An 18,831-nucleotide genomic window follows, 5' to 3' on the forward strand; every position below is an offset into this window, starting at 1 on the left:
TATATTAGTTTTCAACGTCTAGATTTCGTGTCAATAAAAACGTTAGGGGGTGTGTGAAAATCTACACACCCCAACGTTTTATTTTTTGCACTCGGTCAATCACCACAAGAAAATTACTGGGTATGCCGCGGTTTTTGTCCTTCCTCGCGTGCGAAGGGAACCTTATCGCCCGCAAGCTGCGCGAGAATATCGGCAGTAATGGTTTCCGCGCACAAACCAACATCTTCCAGGATTTCCTCACGTGACGCATGCGGTATAAATTCTGCCGGTAAACCGAGCTCACTCAACGCCGTATCCACGCCAGCCGCACGCATCTCTTGGCGAATGCGTGAACCCACACCGCCCGCGCGCACACCATCTTCGAGAGTCACAACGATGCGGTGGTCTCGTGCAAAATCCACCACCGAATGCGGAACCGGCATAACCCATCGCGGATCAATCACCGTCGAATGGATGCCCTGCTCGGCAAGGCGCTCAGACACTTCGAGCGCTACCCGTGCCATAGCGCCAACGGCAACAAACAGCACATCGCGCTGCCCAGTTTCAGGATGCGGTCGCCCGGTGCGGGTCAGCACATCCACCCCGTCAGAGCGGCGTTCCAGGGCAGCGATATCTTCACCCACCGACCCCTTTGGGTACCTGACAACGGTCGGTGCATCATCAATAGCGACGGCTTCACGAAGCGCTTCACGAAGCGTCGCAGCATCGCGTGGGGCGGCCAAGTTTAACCCAGGAATAAACTGCAAAAGCGATAAGTCCCACATGCCGTGGTGACTTGCGCCGTCAGGTCCAGTGATGCCGGAGCGGTCAAGAACCAGAGTCACGCCCGCCTTGTGAAGAGCAACATCCATCAAGAGCTGGTCGAAGCCACGGTTTAAGAATGTTGCATAGAGTGCCACCACAGGGTGCATACCGCCGTATGCCAAGCCCGCACTCATAGCAACGGCGTGCTGTTCTGCGATACCAACATCAATGACTCTGTTCGGATGCGCTTGCGCGAATTCACGTAGGCCAACAGGAATGAGCATGGCACCGGTAATGCCTACAATGTCTTCGCGTTCATCTGCGATCTGTTTGATCTCACGACCGAAAACACTCGTCCATGACTCTTCGGTGCTGGTTGATACGGGCTTACCGGTAAGAGGATCAATCCTGCCTACCGCATGGAATTGGTCATCATCATTCGCACGTGCCGGAGCGTAGCCGTGCCCTTTCTCCGTAATAGCGTGCACAATCACCGGGCCGCCGTAGTTCTTAGCGGCACGCAAGGCGGTCTCAACAGCTTCTTGATCGTGCCCATCAATTGGACCAACATATTTCATGCCGAGATCTTCAAAAATACCCTTGGGAACCACAACGTCCTTAATACCGACCTTCATGCCGTGCAGCCCCCGGTAAATCATCTGCCCCAGCGGGCCGCCACGCTGCAGACCACGGCGCATAGCATCAAGCGCCCGATCATATCGGTGGTCAAGACGCATACGGTCAACCTGCTGCTGCACCTCGTGCTTAAGTGCCGTCAGCTGGTTAGCAAAACCGCCAATAGTAGGCGCATACGATCGACCATTGTCATTGACTACAATAACGACTTTACGGTTGCGGTCGGCAGCGATATTGTTCACGGCTTCCCAGGCCATGCCGCCGGTCAGAGCACCATCACCGATTAAAACCACCGTATAGCGGTCATTTTCTCCGTTGAGAGCGTAGGCGCGTGAAATACCGTCAGCCCAGGAAATTGATGATGAAGCGTGCGAGGACTGAATAATATCGTGTTCAGACTCTCCACGATCCGGGTACCCCGACAACCCGCCCTTTTGGCGCAGGGTGTCAAAGGCGTGACGACCGGTCACCAGCTTGTGTACATAGGACTGATGCCCTGTATCAAAGAGAATAGAATCGTGGGGCGAATCAAAAATACGGTGGATACCAAGAGTCAGCTCAACAACGCCAAGATTGGGGCCTAAATGACCACCCGTTACAGAAACATTCGTTACGATAAACTGACGGATCTCTTCAGCGAGTTCACGCAGCTGCTCGTAGCTGAGGGGGCGCAAATCCCGAGGTTCACGAATATCGGACAAGAGCCCTGAGGATTCCTTGTTCGCCTCGTTCTCAGCAGACATACACTCTCCTTCTGCACGGTTGAGGTCAACAATGTACCTCTAGGTCTAACAGTTAAATTCTAACGGGTTAGGTTATATATACCCATTTGAAGGTTGCCGAAAAAAGTCATGGTTACCGTGTTCGCCATCTTAGGTACATACAGTTTTGCTGTCTCTACGAGAATTTACTTATGACGTTTTGACAGACGCGCTGGACGAATACGCGCAGGCGCACGGTGAAAAAGAGCGAGCGTCTCAACATGATGCGTATTAGGGTACATATCAAATGCCCGTACCTGTACGAGATCCCAGCCTAGTTCACGCAAAATAGCTGTATCGCGTCCTAAGGCTGCAGGATCACATGCCACATATAGAATGCGCCCGGGTTTGAGTTCGTTGAGGCGTTCCAAAACTTTGCGGTTTGCCCCTTCACGAGATGGGTCAAGTACCACGGCATCCGGGGTAGGTATCTGGCCAAGGCTATGTGCTGCTTTAAGATCTTGAAGGCTTTGTGCAACGTCTCCGCGAATAACCTCAACACGGGTTTCCTTGGAGTTATCGCTTCGGGAAGGACCATCCGGCGCGAAGTTGGAACGCGCATCACGGTGTGTTACCGGGGAACCTTCAACGCTGATAACCGTTCCTTCTGATCCGACAGCATCCGCAAGCGCTGCTGTAAATAGCCCAGCACCGGCGTATAGGTCGAGGGCGCATTCGCCCAATGTTGGGCGGAGCATGGTTAACATGGTTCCCATGAGAGTTGAGGGGGCACAGCGGTGAATCTGCCAGAAGCCACCTGCGGAGACCTGATAGCTGAACCTTCGCGGACCAAAACTTACTTCTTCGGTTACGGAACGTAACCCACCGCCAAGGAGTATATCTCCCTGACGCACACGCCGATAAGGGCTATGCACGCTGGGCTGCCCCGAACGCTTGCTCGGTTTTGCTTTCGATCCGCTATAGGGAGTGAAGAAAAGCGAGATTTTACGCTTAGCAAGCTCGCCCCAAAGCTGGATGCACTGCCTTTCAATCTCTTTGGCGACGTGGGTTGTCTCAAACCGGGGGTCAACCATGAATTGGAGCAGAATACGTCCGCGTGAAGACAGTGTTGCTTCCAGTTCTCGAACGCCCCGCAGGTTGAGCTTGTGAAGTTCTAGATCACGTAATTCGCGTGCCACGAGGGGAAAATCAACGACGGGTACCGGCTGCGAGCTGTGGTAGGGGTACATGCCGATGCGCCAATACGTGGTACCGTCTTCAATGCTTTTAGCGGTGGTGTACCGTATACGAGATCGCCAGGAGAGGTCGCCTTCGACGAGGTCTCGATTAGGCATAGACTCAACGATAAGGTTTGTTAAGAGTGGTGATTCTAGAGGGATGCCGCCTAGGCGATGAAGCTGAGTTCGTACGATCTCGGCTTTGTAACGCCGTTGTTCAGAGGGTTCTAGGTGTCCATATTCCATCCCGCCAAGAAGCTCTGCTATGCCGGTGAGTTTCTGACGTTCTTCGGGGGTTTTGAGGGCATCTGCCTGCGCCCAGGGATGCTTACGGCGCACTGGTGCAGGCACTTTAACGGCTACAACATCTGCAAAGTAGAAACGGTTTTTGGGGCCTATTGCGGTAATCCGAACTTGGGCTTCTTCACCCACTACACCGTGCCGTACGAAAACGACCCCGGCGTGCGTACGTGCAACGAGTGCACCTCCGTGGGCGGGTGTCTCACAGGTTACCTGGATTAGATCGCCTATAGTGTACCCCTGCTCCGAGGTAACGTTATCCGCACCGGAGTCACGTACTGTGCTGGTTTCAGGGGTGTTCACGCGTCTTCTCCTTACAGAATTCTGATGTGAAGCATTCTACACCGCTTATTTTTAAATAACCGTTCAACCCTGCCATAAGCATGAGAAAATCTCAAGGGTTCTCATGGAATATCACGTTTCTTCTGTGTGGGTTGAGCCCCGATACATCGTATCGTTTTTATGGGAGTGAACGGAGGTATCAATGTCCTCGGTATCAATGGACGTTGCATTCTCATGAATGCTCCACGGAACAGTCACAAGAATAACATTAGGTTCTTGCTCTAAAACTTTCTTAAGCTGTTTGACAGTTCGCGGATGAATGAGGCGCTGCCACCAATGTTCTGGAACAAACTCTGGAATGTAAACGGCAATAACATCCCGCGATGTATTGTTCTGAATACGGCGCACATAGTTATGTACGGCTTGGACGGTATCGCGGTAGGGTGAGTCAATCACCGAGAGTCGTACAGGAATCCGCATGCGATCCCAGCGAGTCTTCACATCGTCAAGAGTGGCCTGGTCGTTATTAACGGTCAGAGCTTCCAGCGTTGAAGGATGGGATGCGCGCGCATAGGCTAGGGCACGAAGCACGGGTTTGTTGAGGTCCTTCGTGTAAACAATGGCGTGCACCCGTGAAGGCAGCGAGGATAGATCGGCGGTTTCTAGATCTTCATATGGTATTTCTGCTGCTTTGATGACGGCATCGTAGTGTTTACGGGTTATCATCATGCCCCCGAACAAGGTAGCGATTATAAGAAGCGAAAGCCAGGCACCTGCCATGAACTTAGTGACAACAACAGTAATGAGTACAGCGGCAGTCACGATAACCCCGATGATACTGACGGCTAGGTCACGGATCAGGTGTCGGCGCGAAGTAAATGCCAGTGTAATGCGCAGTTTTCGGATGCGGTAGCTCACTACCGATCCCTGAGTGAGCAGCATCGAGAGGAACATACCCACGAGATAGAGCTGAATGAGCGAGAAAATATCCGAGCCAAAAAGCAACGTTAGACATGTTGCCATAACAGCCAGCAGGAGAACCCCGTTACGGTAGAGGCCCACAGAGTTGATACTCCGTAGCTGAACTGGCAGATACCTGCGATCAGCGAGAGCAGATGAACTCAACGGAAAACCGATAAAAGCTGTAAAAGACGCTATGGTCAGCACTGCAACGGTGGCAAAAACAAGCAGCTGAGGTATGAGCGGGGCACCATCATAGATAGCGAGTGCTATCTGATAGAGCGCGGGTTTCTGGTGGAAGAATTCGCCCGGCGCGCGCCCCTCAATCAACAAATATTGTGTGGTGTCATGCACCATAGTAACGCCGGTAACTTGGGCTATGTAAAGTATGCTGACGAGAAGCACACCCGTTATGGTACCCATAATCATGAGGGTGAGGGCGGCATTATGTTTTTTGGGACGCCGGAAGAAACGCACGGAGTTCGAGATCGTGGAAACTCCGGAGAGCGCAACGGCACCCGCTGAAAAAGACCGTGAGATCAAAAAGAAGAACGCTATGCCAATCAGCTGTGAATCGACGTTTTCGGGGAGTACCGAGTAGTTTGCCGATTCTGCTTTAGCAAGCACACCCATCCAGGATTTGATAATTCCAATGCACAGCGTAACGCCTAGGATCGCGAGGAAAATATAGAGCGGCCAGTGTGCTATCTTTCCCATGAGTTGTAGACCGCGCAGAGACACTACGGTCAAAATAATGATGAGCAGTATTGCGATGGCGCTGCGATGATCTTGTAATTCTGGGTAAAGTGCCACCAGGAATGTTGCAGCCGACGACATGGAAACGGCAACCGTAAGCACGAAATCAAGAAGTACCGAGGCCCCCAAAATAACGGCGGGTTTACTGCCCAACCGCCGGTGCACTAGTTCAAAATCGCCTTCAGCAGCAACCTGATTAATGTTGTATCGGTAGGTTCCTACGATCATAAGACCTACGACGGCGACCGCTAACCCAACCCAAGGGGCATAGACAATGGCTGCGTTACCAGCAACGGCGAGCATCAGAATAATCTCGTCGGCGGCGTATGCGACAGATGAAATACCGTCAGAGCCGAAAAGGGGTAGGGCAAAACGCTTAGGCAGCGACATGGCCGCTACTTGACGCGAATCTACCGGCTTACCGGTGAAGGCGCTGCGAATTTTTTCCCAACGATATTTCACAGGTTTAAGGCTATCCGCCTGCGGGGTAAAGCTCAATTTTATTTGCCGCGTGTTTCGCAGGTCATCGGGCGTTTAGTGGTCTTACTCGGTACACTTAACAGGAAAACCGGTCGTCTGTTGAGGAGGAAAGCACATGCCCCATTTCGTCATTATGGGTTCTGGTCGTGTGGGAGTTATGCTTGCCCGTACTCTAGAGGCTTCGGGGCATACGGTAGCCGTTATCGATCAAGATGAGCGAGCTTTCCAGCCCTTACGTAAAGGGTTCAGCGGGCAGTTGGTGACCGGCGTCGGTTTTGATCAAGAAACGCTCAAACAGGCGGGTATTTCGGACGCGTACGCTTTTGCTGCTGTATCTTCGGGAGATAATTCAAATATTATTGCCGCCCGCGTGGCGCGTGAGACTTTCAAAGTAAAAAATGTTGTTGCCCGAGTCTACGACCCAAATCGTGCTGAATTCTTTCAGCGTCTAGGTATTCCCACGGTAGCCGCTGTGAGGTGGTCAACGGATCAGGTGCTTCGTCGCCTGTTACCGGAGCAAGCGCTCAAGGGTGATTTTCGGGAGCCATCGGGCAGGCTCATGCTTACTGAGATTCCACTGCATGAACAATGGGCAGGTCATGCGCTCGTGGATATTGAGCGTGCTGCCGGGGTGCGCATCGCCTACATTACCCGATTCGGTGAAGGTATGCTTCCGCGCCCAGATACCGCCTATCAACAGGGAGATACCGTACACATTATGATGCGCACGGACGATATTAACGAAGTCTCTCGGATTCTTTCACAGTCGCCTCGTACTGATGAAGACGTCGAGTACAGTACCGATCCCCGGCTGGATTGGTTCCATGCGAAGCCGATAGACCCGGCGCAGCACCCCGGCGATCGTCGTCGCCCGAAAGCATAAGGAGCTTATAACATGAAGGTACTTATTGTTGGGGCCGGTTCCGTGGGGGCATCTATCGCTAAGGAGCTCAAGGCGAATGGGCACACTGTCACTATTATTGATTCCAAACCTGAGATGAAAAAACGTACCGACCTGCCGGGGGTGCGCTGGCATATTGGTGACGCCTGTGAGCTATCTGTTTTGCGCCAGGTTCATCCGAATACCGCTGATGTGATTGTTGCCGCAACCGGTGACGACAAAGTTAATCTGATGGTATCTCTACTGTGCCGCAGCGAGTTTGGTGTACAACGCACGGTAGCGCGTGTGAATAATCCCCGGAATGAGTGGCTTTTCGACGATGCCTGGGGCGTGGACGTGGCAGTTTCCACTCCGCGTTTGATGACGGCTCTCGTGGAGGAAGCCGTCGAGGTGGGCGATGTGGTGCGTTTGCTTACGCTTCAGGCTGGCGGGGCGACGTTGGCGGCGTATACGGTACCGCTCGATCATCCTGTGATTGGCTACAGGATAGACCATGTGCAGTGGCCAACCGATACGGTACTCACAGCCATCTTGCGCGATGGCGTTCCGGTTGCCCCTTCCGCCGATGTTGTTATTGAGGGTGGCGACGAGCTTTTCTTCATCACAACGCTTGACGGAGAAGACCAGATTCGGGCGCTCTTCGCCTAGATTATCTCTCTCCCCTCCTAGAGCACCAACGAAAACGAGCAATTTCTCAGCTGAAACGCGCGAAATATAGGAGCGGGTTATAGCGTCCTTTTGCTTACGCAGGTCATTTGTCTTCTGAGCCTACAGCAATATGTGCCCAGCGGCACTTAGCTATGAGGTTTCAGCCGGGTCGGATACTCGCCACGCCAGCCAGATACCCGCCGCGTACAGAGGCAGCCCCATAACGATGCGCATAGCACCTAAAACTTCGGTAGCGTTCATATAGTAAAGCGGTATTTGGATCGCAAGTCGCAACAGCAAGACAGCCGCCATAATCCACGTTGCCAGCTTATAGGCTTTCAAACGTTCGGGTTTTTGCCGCCAGGTAAGCTGCTCTCCCCTGATATACCCGAAAATGAGTCCCGCCAGAGGCCAACCCACGATAATCGAAGCTATGAACGCAACACTGTAAATGCCGTTTGTCCAAAACCCCGGCAAATAGTAGTCGGCAGCGTTCCCTGTGCGAAAAGCAGTGAAAGCACAAATTGCAACACCCACAATACCCGACACCGCAGGTATGAGTTTACTGCGCTGTATAAGGCGCAGCACGGTAAAAATACCTGCAGCTGCTACCGCGATAACTAAGGCCAAGTTTAAATCTTTGGTGACCGTGAAGAAGATAAGGAAGAGTAGTGAAGGCAGAGAAGTTTCTACGAGTCCACGCCACCCGCCAATTGCATGGAGCACATCCACATGACCTGACTCTGTGCGGCGGATATTGCCGCCCAAAGAAGCACCCAGGCTCTTACCTAATGGCTCTTGCCCCGATATCGAGTTTGTCTCTGCACTCTGGGCATCAGAGGCATACTGGTTATTCAAATGCTGAGGGTCATGTGGAGTATTAACCACGTCGCGGATCCTTATCTAAGAAGTATTGGGGAACAATCTCGTATCGGGGGTTGTACATCACGGGCGGGTACGTGTGCGTTGAGATAACCCCAGAGCACCGCAGCAGGCACCCTGCCAATAAACCAGAAACCATACGCTGCCCATGCCAAATAAGGGTTACTCTTTCTCCTACAGAAAACGGCGGACGTGAGGGGAACCGCACTTCTAAACTCTCCGTCATGGGGTTCTTCCCCAGAACCGATTGTTGTTGGTCTCCATCAGAAATAGCGGTCTCAGCATTCTGCGAGTCTTCCTGCTCATCGTCAAAGTCTTCGCCAGGAGGCTCAACAATGGGCATACCAATCAAAGCTAGAGGACTGGCCCATTGAAGCGGTTTTGATTTCGCCACGATAAGTTCTGCTTGGTATAGCGGTTTATCGTAAACAGCAGGAATCCACACCTGATCGATACGGCCAGCTAGGCGAACACGAAAACGTTCGGGGTACTCCGCCTCAATTTGAGAAGAAGTCCCCGAACCGGGTGCAGCGTGGCTGTTATCTATGCGCGGCATTACCCAATCTCTGTAATCTCGGGTCCGCGACGAGGCATTGGGCGTAGTTCGCGTTTGTCCTCGTTCTTCTTTTTCTTCGTTTCAGTCTCTCGACTACTCACCTGCTCCTCAGGTTCCTGCTCTTCATCGCCTGAGTCGTCTAAGGTATATATCTGTTCCGGCATCGTCATGGGTAATAGCTCACGTGGCGGGCGGGGGTCGTCGCCACGATTGACAATAGCGGTACGGAAGACCTCTTCAATCGCTTCAGCAGCTTCTTCATTGCCTAGAACGGCCTCGCCAGAAATAACACCGCGTAAGAACCACCGAGGGCCATCGACGCCAACGAATCGTGCGATGCGCTCCCCTCGTTTCCCGTCCTCAGTCGTAGCGGGAAGGCGGGTTAGCATCTCGGCGCCGAACTCACCCGTATACATTTCGGCGGTTCCACCCTGCGATGCTACAGACTCGGCAAGATCATGCCGAATATCATCCCATATGCCAGTACTACGAGGCGCTGCGAACGCCTGAATCTGGAGGGTTCCACCAGCACGAATACAGGTTGCGGCAATTACAGCTCCCGTACCTTCGTCCATCTCAAGACGCAGATTTAGGCCGTCAAGCATCTTAATATATAGAGCACCAAGGTCGATGTATTCTTCGGTATCATCAACCTCACCAATATCGTGGGGGCCTTCAGAACGGTCGTAGATAACTACCTCGGGCTCTTCATCATCACGATCGACCTTGTTAAGGCTGGACTTAGACTTAGCTTTGGTTAGCTCAGCATCTTCTTTATTGGAGTCTTTAGAAGTAACCTTAGTAGTTTTCTCTTCTGCTTTCTTACGCTCATCGTCAGAGCTTTTCTTGCCAAAACCAAACACTGAATATCCCTTACTGGTAGATGTTAGTGCGTCTCATATTGTATGCAGATATTGTATATTTCTTTGTGCGATTAAAGTCTATTATCTGCCGAATTACGCGGTAAAAGATTATTTCAAGCCGCTTGAGCCAAATCCCTGAGATCCTCGTTCGGTTTCGTCAAGGTTCTCTACCACCACAAAATTAGCGTGTTCATAACGCTGAATGACAAGCTGGGCAATACGATCACCACGCTTGATTTGGAAAGACTTTGCACGATCCGTATTCAATAACGTCACCATAAGTTCACCGCGATACCCAGAATCGACAGTTCCCGGTGCGTTAACAATTGTGATGCCGTGTTTAGTAGCAAGCCCCGAACGCGGATGCACCAACCCTACATATCCTTCGGGAAGAGCAATAGCAATACCGGTAGGTACAAGTGCTCTCTCTCCAGGCGCCAGTGCAAAATCTACTCGTGAACGCAGATCTGCGCCCGCATCACCAGGATTGGTGTAAGACGGTGCTGGGAGCTCTGCATCAAGCATTTTAATCTGGACATCAATGGGATTAATCATGTCTTTCACTCTACCGAACATACAGGGGCTACGTCATCCTTTAGCGTACAGGAGTTTCACATAAGTACTGCACGGTGCTGGAGTGCGCAGAAAATAACCTCGGTTAGAATGTTGAATATGATTTTCTGTTCAGACGGTGCACACACACTCTTTTTCTAGACGCCATCTGAACAGATACCCAACAAGCTTAGAAGGACTATTACGATGGCTTCTTCGTCACCTCATACGCTCTATTATGAGCGTCTTTCTCCTGGACCTGGCATGTGGTTTCTCACGCTGTGTGCCGGAGGTGCATCTTATCTAGTGGGCGCCCCTATTGGTATTCCGGTGGGTATTATTGCTGCTGTCGTTGTTACGCTTCTTCTCGGGTGGATTTTATATTTTTCTGCACCCACTATCGAAATATCGCAGGATTGGGTTCGTGTGGGGCGAGCAAGTATTGAGCGTGCTTATGTGGGTGAAACACAAGCATTTCGTGGCGAACAGGCCCGTATTGCGGCTGGTCCCGACCTTGATGGGCGCGCATACATGTGTTTTCGCGGCTGGATTACACCAAAAATCCGCATCGATATTACCGACCCTGCCGATCCAACCCCCTATTGGATTGCTTCAACCCGTAATCCCGAAAAAATAGCCGAGATTCTAAACGGCTAGTTCTCTTCTCAACTAAAAGGGCGGTCTCCTTGAGGAAACCGCCCTTGAGTCTTATGGTTTAGCTTCTTATCCTTCGCATTCTACGCAGTACAACAGACCGTCTTCTTCACGCGCAATCTGCGAGCGGTGACGAACCAGGAAGCAGGATGCGCAGGTGAATTCGTCTTCCTGTGCGGGCAGAACCACTACGTTGAGCTCTTCATTGGAGAGATCTGCACCGGGCAGCTCAAAACTTTCTGCCGCGGTATTCTCATCCTCATCCACCGCCCCGGACTGCATCTCCGAACGGTGCGCGTTCAGCTCTTCGTAGGATTCTTCGTTCTGTTCGTCATCCTGCTTGCGGGGTGCATCGTAATCAGTTGCCAAACTATCACGCTCCGTCGTTTTTGGTGGGCTGAAATCCTACCGCCCACGGTGGTCTAAATAGGTAGTACCCCATCACATATCGGCGTGTTATGCGACGGCGGCATGCAGGTATTGTTCACTATTGATACCCATTTTGTCTAATCGGGACGCAGTTAGTGAACTTTTAGCCGTCATAAAGGCCTCTTGGAAGGTATCAATTTAGGATTTTTTCACGATGTTTTGGGGGTTTTACTACCGTTTTTTGCGGCTCTCACGGTACCCTTGGTAGGTAACTTTATGTTTTTAAACCGGCATAACGGCATGGTTGTGGTGTTGCCCCACCCATGAATTTGGAGGTTCTTATGCTTGAATTGCGTCTGATTGGCGTACATGATGACGGTGAAAATCTGGTGCTTGAGTCTGCTGACGGCACTAGGTTTCTCCTTCCAATTGACGCGAATCTGCGCACAAGCATCACTAAGGCACGACGCATCCAGCCGCTTCGCGGGCGAGGTACTAAGGGGTCTTTCGGTCCACGTGATATTCAAACTCGTTTCCGACAGGGTGCCAGCGTAGAAGAAATTGCTGAAGAGTCCGGCTGGGAACCGGAGCGCGTGCGCAGGTACGAGTGGCCTATCGTGGCGGAGCGCTCGCACATTATTCGCGCCGCTCAAAACGTGAAAGTGGGACGGCGTGATTCAGCTTCTGGCATAGGGCAAATTCCTGTCACTCTCGCGGCTCGTATTGCCGAGATTGCGCACCAGCACGGTTTTGAGGATGCCACCCAGGATTGGGAGACTAGGCAGAAAGAAAACGGGCAGTGGCGAGTCGAAGCCGACTTTGCGCTCTCCGACGAGGCACGCGCGAACTTGTCTGAGAAGGTGCGGTTCCCCGCTCGTTGGACCTACAATCCGGCTAATCAAGGGCTGTACGCATCAAATGAGGCAGCATACTTCCTGATGGGAAGCCCGGCTGCGGTGGCAGCTGCGGCTAAGAAAACTTCTTTAGACGGCGAAGATGAAGAGCACGAAGAACATCCGGAGGCAACCGCCCCGGTGCAGCAGCGGCTTGTGACTACTCATACGACTCCGGTACACGTTAATGCGCCTACCTCTTCTTTGAAGGGCGAAAGCCGTGACGAACGTAAACTCAATGAGCTTCTCGAACGCGCCCGCTCGGTACGCCCGGTTACTCCCGTGGTGGAAGAGCCGGAAGTGTATGAGCCTGAACCGGATACCCCGCAGTCAGTTGAACCCGTTGATGAACATGACAGCGACTCAAAGCCCGAGCATGCTCATCACACTCCGGAGCCCAAAGGCGAGCATCACCAAAGCAATCGTGATGGGAACAAGACTAGTTCTTCGAAGAAGCAGCGCCGAAGCATTCCCGCATGGGATGATATCCTTTTCGGCGGGCGTAAATAGTAGTTAATTTCTTACTAGGATTCCTGAAGACACAGACAATTTAGCCTTGTCGTCCTTGACGTTACGAGGTCGGCAGATACCGCAGAGGAATAAGACGCTCCGCATCGGTCAGCGAACCGTGCTGCCCCACCATAGCGAGTGCGCGTTCCTTCTGGCGGCGCATATCGTAGAGCGCATAATCATCACGAGCGCAAACGATCAGATCGCCAATTCGTTCTCGCGCTGCATCACGAATTATCGTGCCGTAGTAGCCCCGCTCATACAGGTCATGCGAGTCTAGCACCCAAGCATGCTCACCCCAGTGCCGAACCCAACATTGTGCGCTCTGGCGACGGGCATCCGGTGAAGTATCGTGCAGATAGAGCTGCACTGCTCGCGGTTCCCCTGCCGTCATAGCGACATTTTCCAGTAGTTCTTTGGTCGCCGAATAGTCGATGCGGTTTTCCTGCGGAACATTTACCATGCCGTGATCGGCCGTGAGGAAAATACCAGCCCACGCCGGGGAACGTTCGGCAAGGCGACGCAGTGCCAGGTTAAGTTCTTCAAGTTGTTCAAGCCATTCGTTACTTCCCGCACCGTAGCGATGCCCCGCTTGGTCAAGCTCTCCCCAGTAAAGGTATATCAAGGTCGGTGTGCGCGAGGCCAGAAGTTCGCAGGCATAAGTAATACGAGCGTTATAATCGGCTGCGCCCACAAACTCGCCACCGCGCAAGTTTGCTTCGGTGAGCCCACTCCCGCGGTATTTCTCCAGTGAAATCGTCACCACGCGCCTATCGGTACAGTACCGCTCGAAAACGGTGGGCAGGGGTTGCCAGGCGTGCGGATCAACATTCTTATCCCACCCCGAAAGATGGTTCATCACGGTATTCGTCGTGGGGTTGCGAACCTCATAGCCAGCAATCCCATGAGCCCCCGGCGCGGAGGCGGTGCCCAGCGAACCCAACGACGCTGCAGTCGTGGTGGGGAATGCCGCATCCAATGCCCCTAAAAAGACTGTTTTCTTTAGATAAGGAGCATAAGATCCGTAGCTTTGCAGCAGTTGTTCTCCCAGACCATCGACCATGATCAGGCAGATATTACGGAATCCGTTTGGGTCAGCCCCAGCTTCAGTTAGTCGCTGTGCCAGGTTGAGTGGGTCTGCGTCCAGGCTGAAATCTGGTTCATCATCTAATGGGTGCTGAGCACGCGGTAAGCTTCTTTGCGCTACCAGTGATGCGGCCGATTCGAAAACATCTGCCACGCTGTTGCTTCCATAGGCAGGTGGCGGGGGCACCGGATTTCCAGCGTAATCGAGGTATTCAGACATCTCAGCGGCTTTCGCTCACCTGAATATGTGCACGGTGTAGGGCGCGGGCGAACTGCTGCGCTTGAAGGATAGCTTCGGGACCGTCCGCTGTTGCCGAGACGCGTAGGGCTAAATCTTCTCGGCTGGCGTCACCACTATACCCGTGATCTGCGGTGCAGTGCGGATCGAGGCAGGTAGCGGGTGCCAGTTCCAGGTGCAGCGAGCCCGTCCATGCTATCTGCATCGAAAGTTCGGTGGGGACCGTTCCGGGCTTATATGCCTGCGGATTATCGTACCCGTAACTAATAGTGACGGCACGCAGAGAACTCAGCTTAACCGCTTCAACGCCCACATGTGCTACGGTCTGCTGCCCTTCTTCTTCAAGGTGCTGGTCGTCTAAATGCGCTAGAATCAGCAGAGATCCACTAACAACTAAAACCGTGATATGGCGATGCAAATTATTATGGCTGAAATGCGTTTCAACCTGCACAAAATGGGATTCTGGTTCTAAACCAGCAAGAGCTTCATCAACAATGTCACGCACTAAATCTGGGTAGAAACCTGCACGCTCGATATCGGCCGTGAGCTTTTCCCGCGGATCATATGCGGTCGCTGTCATGAAGACTCCTTAGGGTCATAGGTAATAAGGCAGATTCGAGTGCGCATGTGTGGTGCCGTTGTTAGACACTGTAGTTTATACCTTAGTGCTTTACATGCCGCCTGTGCTACTTTGACGGGCATTTGGGCGGATTTTTCTGCGCTACCTGTAGAATAGAATTACGAATACGCCCACCCCACATTGGGCGCATTATTGTGCGCCTCAAGGAGAGAAATGGCACGCCGCAGCAAGTCCGCCGTTGAAGATTACCCAGTTGATATTGTCGAAAATATTGTCGATATTGATGTCTCTGCCGAGATGGAATCCAGCTTTTTGGAGTACTCCTACTCGGTTATTTATTCGCGTGCTCTGCCGGATGCGCGCGACGGGCTGAAACCGGTGCAGCGGCGCATCCTCTATATGATGCAGCAAATGGGGCTGCGCCCGGATAAGGGGCATGTGAAGAGTGCCCGTGTGACCGGCGAGGTCATGGGTAAACTGCACCCGCACGGCGATGCCGCTATTTACGATGCGATGGTACGTTTGGCGCAGTCTTTTGCGATGCGCCTGCCGCTGGTAGATGGGCACGGTAACTTTGGTTCGCTAGACGACGGCCCAGCGGCTGCCCGCTACACGGAGGCACGTATGGCCCCCGCAGCGACGGCGCTGACTGCGGATCTTGACGAAGACGTTGTTGATTTTGTGCCGAACTACGATAACCAGTTCATGCAGCCGGGCGTGCTGCCAGCGGCGTTCCCTAACCTTTTGGTCAATGGTACGACCGGCATCGCGGTGGGTATGGCAACGAACATGGCTCCGCATAACCTGCGCGAGGTTATTGCGGGTACGCGGCATTTGATTGCGCACCCTGATGCCACGCTCAAAGAGATTATGAAGTTCATTCCCGGCCCCGATCTGCCCAGCGGCGGCACGATTGTGGGATTGAGCGGCATTAAGGATGCCTACGAAAGCGGGCGCGGCACATTCAAGACCCGTGCCAAGGTCTCTATTGAGCAGGTGACCCCCCGTAAACAGGGCATTGTGGTGACTGAACTACCGTATATGGTGGGCCCCGAAAAGGTTATTGAAAAGATCAAGGACGGCGTTAACGCCAAGAAACTGACCGGTATTTCTGATGTGGTCGATTTGACCGACCGCAAACACGGGTTGCGTCTTGTTATTGAGATTAAGAACGGTTTTAATCCGCAGGCTGTGCTGGCCTCGCTATATAAGCACACGCCTTTGGAGGATTCCTTCGGCATTAATAATGTGGCGCTGGTGAATGGGCAGCCGCAGACCTTGGGGCTGCTTGATCTTCTGCGGGTGTATATCGATCATCGCCTGTCGGTGGTGCGCCGCCGCACCGAATTCCGTCTGGGTAAGCATAAGGATCGTCTGCATTTGGTGGATGGTCTGCTGATTGCCATTGTTGATATTGACGAAGTTATTGAGATTATTCGGTCTTCGGATGAAACCGCGCAAGCTCGTGAGAAGCTGATGGCGGTCTTCGATCTGACGGAGGTTCAGGCGAACTATATTCTTGAGCTGCGTCTGCGCCAGCTTACAAAGTATTCCCGTATTGAGCTTGAGGCTGAGCGTGATAAGTTACGCCAGGAGATCGCTGAACTGGAGCGAATTTTGGGTTCCGATTCTGCGCTGCGTGAGCTGGTATCTGACGAGCTTGCCGAGGTTGCCGAGAAGTACGGCAACGATCGCCGTACCGTTTTGAAGACGAAAGACGATATGCAGTCTGCGATTGAGGCTGTCTCAAACGGGGCCTCAAAGGCGAAGAAGAGCCTCGGGTTGGCACTTGAAATTGCCGATGAGCCCTGTTGGGTGCTGCTGACGGCATCCGGCATACTGGGGCGCACGGTGGGTAAACCAATGCGTGAGGCTTTGGTTGATCCGGGCAAACGTATTAAACATGACGTCTTCACGTCTATTGTTCCTACGACGGCGCGGGGCGAGATTGGTGCGGTGACCTCTACGGGGCGCATGGTGCGCCTGTCGGTCATGGATTTGGTGGTGTTCGATGATTCTTCGGGAACTCCCGTATTGACTACGGGCGTCAAAGCTACTGAGGTTGTTGCCCTAGCAAAGGGTGAGAAGCTGGTGGGGCTTGTGCCGTTGAATGAGGTACTTGCACTGGCAACGGCGAACGGCGTGATTAAGCGCGTGAACCCGGAGTATCCGCTGAACCAGACGGAGTGGGATGTTATCAAGCTCAAGCCGAAGGATACGGTTATTGCCGCAACCGTGTGCTCTTCCGACGATAACGCCCTAACGTTAGTCACCCAGGAAGCGAAACTTCTGACCTTCGATGCGGCTAAGGTTCGCCCGCAGGGCCGCGCGGGCGGCGGTATCGCCGGTATTAAGCTGGGCGCACAGGATGCGGTAATTGCACTCGGCGTGACCGCCCCGGGTTCTGCCGCAGAGGTTGTGACCGTCACGAACGGGCAGGACGGCATGGCGAGTGCGAAGGTCACTCCCCTAGCGGAGTACCCACAGAAGGGTCGCGCGACCGGTGGCGTGCGGGCACATCGTTTCTTGACGGGAGAGTCGAAGCTGGCACTGGCGTGGGTTGGCGTTGGCCCCGCAAAGGCTGGCACGCCGGGCGGTGTAGCACGCTCCCTACCGACCGAGCACGGTTCACGTGACGGCTCGGGTGTGCCCCTTACCCAGGCGATCGGCGCGGTAGGCCCCAACTATGCGGCTATCACCGAGCAAGCAAAAATGGCGTCTGACGGAGAAAAGTTGTTCTAGCCTTTTTTAGTTGGGTCGCTGCTATTTTCATCCGTTGTTGCAGGTAGCAGTGTTGCTTCCATGCAAGAAGGCAACACTGCTACCTTTTAATGTGAAGTTTTAGGTGAAACCTGGATTTTTTCTACCGCAGCATTAAGGAGAAACAGGCATGACCGAACCAAATAAGCCCCTGGACCAGATGAGTGCCCAAGAGCGGCTTGACCTTGGTGTAGATTGCCTCAACGCGGGCAGGCTGAATGACGCCGTTCATATCCTCGCTACGGTTTCAACAAGTGAAAATCCTGGGGCGTACTCTTGGGCGCAGTACTTTCTAGGTGACGTCTACGAGGATGCGGGAAATCTTCGTGAAGCGATGACCGCCTACAACAATGTCCATCGCCATGCTAACCCTGTAGCCTACGCTTCGGCGCAGAACAGCGCAGGTATTCTCTATAAGAACATGGGGCGGCTTGATGATGCTGTTGCCGCGTTCAGCCGTGTTGTCCGTGAAGACAACCCGGAATCTTACGCGTGGGCGCAGAACAACCTTGGCACCGTCTATCAAACTATGAGGCGGCTTGATGATGCCGCCACCGCGTTCAGGAATGTGCAGCTCAGCGACAGCCCCGAAGCATACACTAACGCACAGTTCAACCTTGGCAACACCTATAAGCTTATGGGCAAGACAGATGAGGCCCTTCAAAGCTGGGGAGGCGTGCTTCGCGAGGTAGACGCAGAAACCTATGCCCAGGCACAGTTCAACATTGGTTCTACGTGCAAGAATCAAGGGCGGATAGATGAGGCAATCGCCGCGTGGGGAAGGCTGCGCCATGATGACAACCCCTCAGTTTATGCTCGGGCACAGCTGAGCATGGGCCTCACCTACGCCCCGCTAGGGCAGCTTGATAAGGCGATCGCCGTGTGGCGTAATGTGCGCCGGGAGGACAACCCCGAAGCGTACGCCGCAGCACAAAACAATCTGGGCAGCGCGTACGAAGACAAAGAGCTATTTGACGATTCTTTTGCCGCCCGGAGCAGGGTTCTGCGCAGCGACAGCCCTTACATATATGCTGTGGCACAGCTCAACATGGGTATCGCCTACTATAACAACGGGTCTCTTGATGAGGCCGTGACCGCGTGGAACCATGTTCTCGAAGAAGACGACCCGCAGTCCTACGCCGAAGCACAACGTAACCTTGCTCTGGTGAATAAACACTAGCTGCCCACAGTGTTGCTCCTGCGCAAACGAGGGGCAACACTGCTACCTTTTAATGTGAAGTT

General features: G+C 53.2%; 16 protein-coding genes. 6 read left to right on the forward strand and 10 right to left on the reverse strand.

Annotated elements, in window-relative coordinates; all coding sequences use genetic code 11:
• Positions 1-113: 113 nt before the first annotated feature.
• The 3 genes from dxs to HMPREF2609_RS04415 all read right to left on the reverse strand — a co-directional run bounded on the left by dxs (position 114) and on the right by HMPREF2609_RS04415 (position 6,079).
• Positions 114-2,123, reverse strand: coding sequence for a 1-deoxy-D-xylulose-5-phosphate synthase (gene dxs, locus HMPREF2609_RS04405; RefSeq protein WP_070535186.1), 2,010 nt, complete (start codon positions 2,121-2,123; stop codon positions 114-116).
• A gap of 164 nt (positions 2,124-2,287) precedes the next feature.
• On the reverse strand, positions 2,288-3,922 hold the full coding sequence (locus HMPREF2609_RS04410) for a class I SAM-dependent RNA methyltransferase (RefSeq protein ID WP_070523615.1): 1,635 nt from the start codon (positions 3,920-3,922) through the stop codon (positions 2,288-2,290).
• A gap of 111 nt (positions 3,923-4,033) precedes the next feature.
• Positions 4,034-6,079, reverse strand: coding sequence for an APC family permease (locus HMPREF2609_RS04415; RefSeq protein ID WP_239662164.1), 2,046 nt, complete (start codon positions 6,077-6,079; stop codon positions 4,034-4,036).
• Positions 6,080-6,212: 133 nt separating this feature from the next.
• Here HMPREF2609_RS04415 and HMPREF2609_RS04420 point away from each other — a divergent pair, with 133 nt between their 5' ends.
• Complete coding sequence (locus HMPREF2609_RS04420; RefSeq protein ID WP_070535188.1) at positions 6,213-6,980, forward strand: potassium channel family protein; 768 nt, start codon at positions 6,213-6,215, stop codon at positions 6,978-6,980.
• 12 nt (positions 6,981-6,992) lie between these two features.
• Positions 6,993-7,646 (forward strand): potassium channel family protein, encoded by a 654-nt coding sequence (locus tag HMPREF2609_RS04425; protein ID WP_004004494.1) that lies wholly within the window; start codon positions 6,993-6,995, stop codon positions 7,644-7,646.
• Between the two features lie 150 nt (positions 7,647-7,796).
• Here HMPREF2609_RS04425 and HMPREF2609_RS04430 read toward each other — a convergent pair whose 3' ends face one another.
• The 4 genes from HMPREF2609_RS04430 to dut all read right to left on the reverse strand — a co-directional run bounded on the left by HMPREF2609_RS04430 (position 7,797) and on the right by dut (position 10,502).
• Positions 7,797-8,534 (reverse strand): DUF3159 domain-containing protein, encoded by a 738-nt coding sequence (locus tag HMPREF2609_RS04430; protein ID WP_070535190.1) that lies wholly within the window; start codon positions 8,532-8,534, stop codon positions 7,797-7,799.
• The gene (locus tag HMPREF2609_RS04435) at positions 8,527-9,084 is read right to left on the reverse strand and encodes a single stranded DNA-binding domain-containing protein (protein WP_070535192.1); all 558 of its coding nucleotides are present in this window, start codon (positions 9,082-9,084) and stop codon (positions 8,527-8,529) included. The genes HMPREF2609_RS04430 and HMPREF2609_RS04435 overlap by 8 nt, the downstream gene beginning before the upstream one ends.
• Positions 9,084-9,947: a DUF3710 domain-containing protein gene (locus HMPREF2609_RS04440; RefSeq protein ID WP_070535194.1), complete on the reverse strand. Its 864-nt coding sequence runs from the start codon at positions 9,945-9,947 to the stop codon at positions 9,084-9,086. The genes HMPREF2609_RS04435 and HMPREF2609_RS04440 overlap by 1 nt, the downstream gene beginning before the upstream one ends.
• 108 nt (positions 9,948-10,055) lie before the next feature.
• The gene (gene dut / locus HMPREF2609_RS04445; protein ID WP_238382320.1) at positions 10,056-10,502 is read right to left on the reverse strand and encodes a dUTP diphosphatase; all 447 of its coding nucleotides are present in this window, start codon (positions 10,500-10,502) and stop codon (positions 10,056-10,058) included.
• A gap of 204 nt (positions 10,503-10,706) precedes the next feature.
• Here dut and HMPREF2609_RS04450 point away from each other — a divergent pair, with 204 nt between their 5' ends.
• Complete coding sequence (locus HMPREF2609_RS04450; RefSeq protein WP_048779157.1) at positions 10,707-11,156, forward strand: DUF3093 domain-containing protein; 450 nt, start codon at positions 10,707-10,709, stop codon at positions 11,154-11,156.
• A 66-nt stretch (positions 11,157-11,222) separates the two neighbouring features.
• Here the strand turns inward: HMPREF2609_RS04450 and HMPREF2609_RS04455 are convergent, their stop codons facing one another.
• Complete coding sequence (locus tag HMPREF2609_RS04455; protein WP_004004482.1) at positions 11,223-11,522, reverse strand: DUF4193 domain-containing protein; 300 nt, start codon at positions 11,520-11,522, stop codon at positions 11,223-11,225.
• A gap of 341 nt (positions 11,523-11,863) precedes the next feature.
• On the opposite strand from HMPREF2609_RS04455, the gene sepH reads away from it, so the two are divergent.
• Complete coding sequence (gene sepH / locus HMPREF2609_RS04460) at positions 11,864-12,925, forward strand: septation protein SepH (RefSeq protein ID WP_239664678.1); 1,062 nt, start codon at positions 11,864-11,866, stop codon at positions 12,923-12,925.
• 61 nt (positions 12,926-12,986) lie between these two features.
• Here sepH and HMPREF2609_RS04465 read toward each other — a convergent pair whose 3' ends face one another.
• A complete protein-coding gene (locus HMPREF2609_RS04465) occupies positions 12,987-14,231 on the reverse strand; it encodes an alkaline phosphatase family protein (RefSeq protein WP_070535196.1) in 1,245 nt (414 codons plus the stop codon).
• Between the two features lies 1 nt (position 14,232).
• Complete coding sequence (locus HMPREF2609_RS04470; protein WP_070535198.1) at positions 14,233-14,829, reverse strand: DUF5998 family protein; 597 nt, start codon at positions 14,827-14,829, stop codon at positions 14,233-14,235.
• 213 nt (positions 14,830-15,042) lie between these two features.
• Here HMPREF2609_RS04470 and HMPREF2609_RS04475 point away from each other — a divergent pair, with 213 nt between their 5' ends.
• Complete coding sequence (locus tag HMPREF2609_RS04475) at positions 15,043-17,571, forward strand: DNA gyrase/topoisomerase IV subunit A (RefSeq protein WP_013398919.1); 2,529 nt, start codon at positions 15,043-15,045, stop codon at positions 17,569-17,571.
• 148 nt (positions 17,572-17,719) lie between these two features.
• Positions 17,720-18,769, forward strand: coding sequence for a tetratricopeptide repeat protein (locus HMPREF2609_RS04480; protein WP_070535200.1), 1,050 nt, complete (start codon positions 17,720-17,722; stop codon positions 18,767-18,769).
• Positions 18,770-18,831 lie beyond the last annotated feature (62 nt).

It is taken from the genome of Rothia sp. HMSC058E10 (genome assembly GCF_001809415.1).
Taxonomy (GTDB): Bacteria; Actinomycetota; Actinomycetes; order Actinomycetales; family Micrococcaceae; genus Rothia; species Rothia dentocariosa.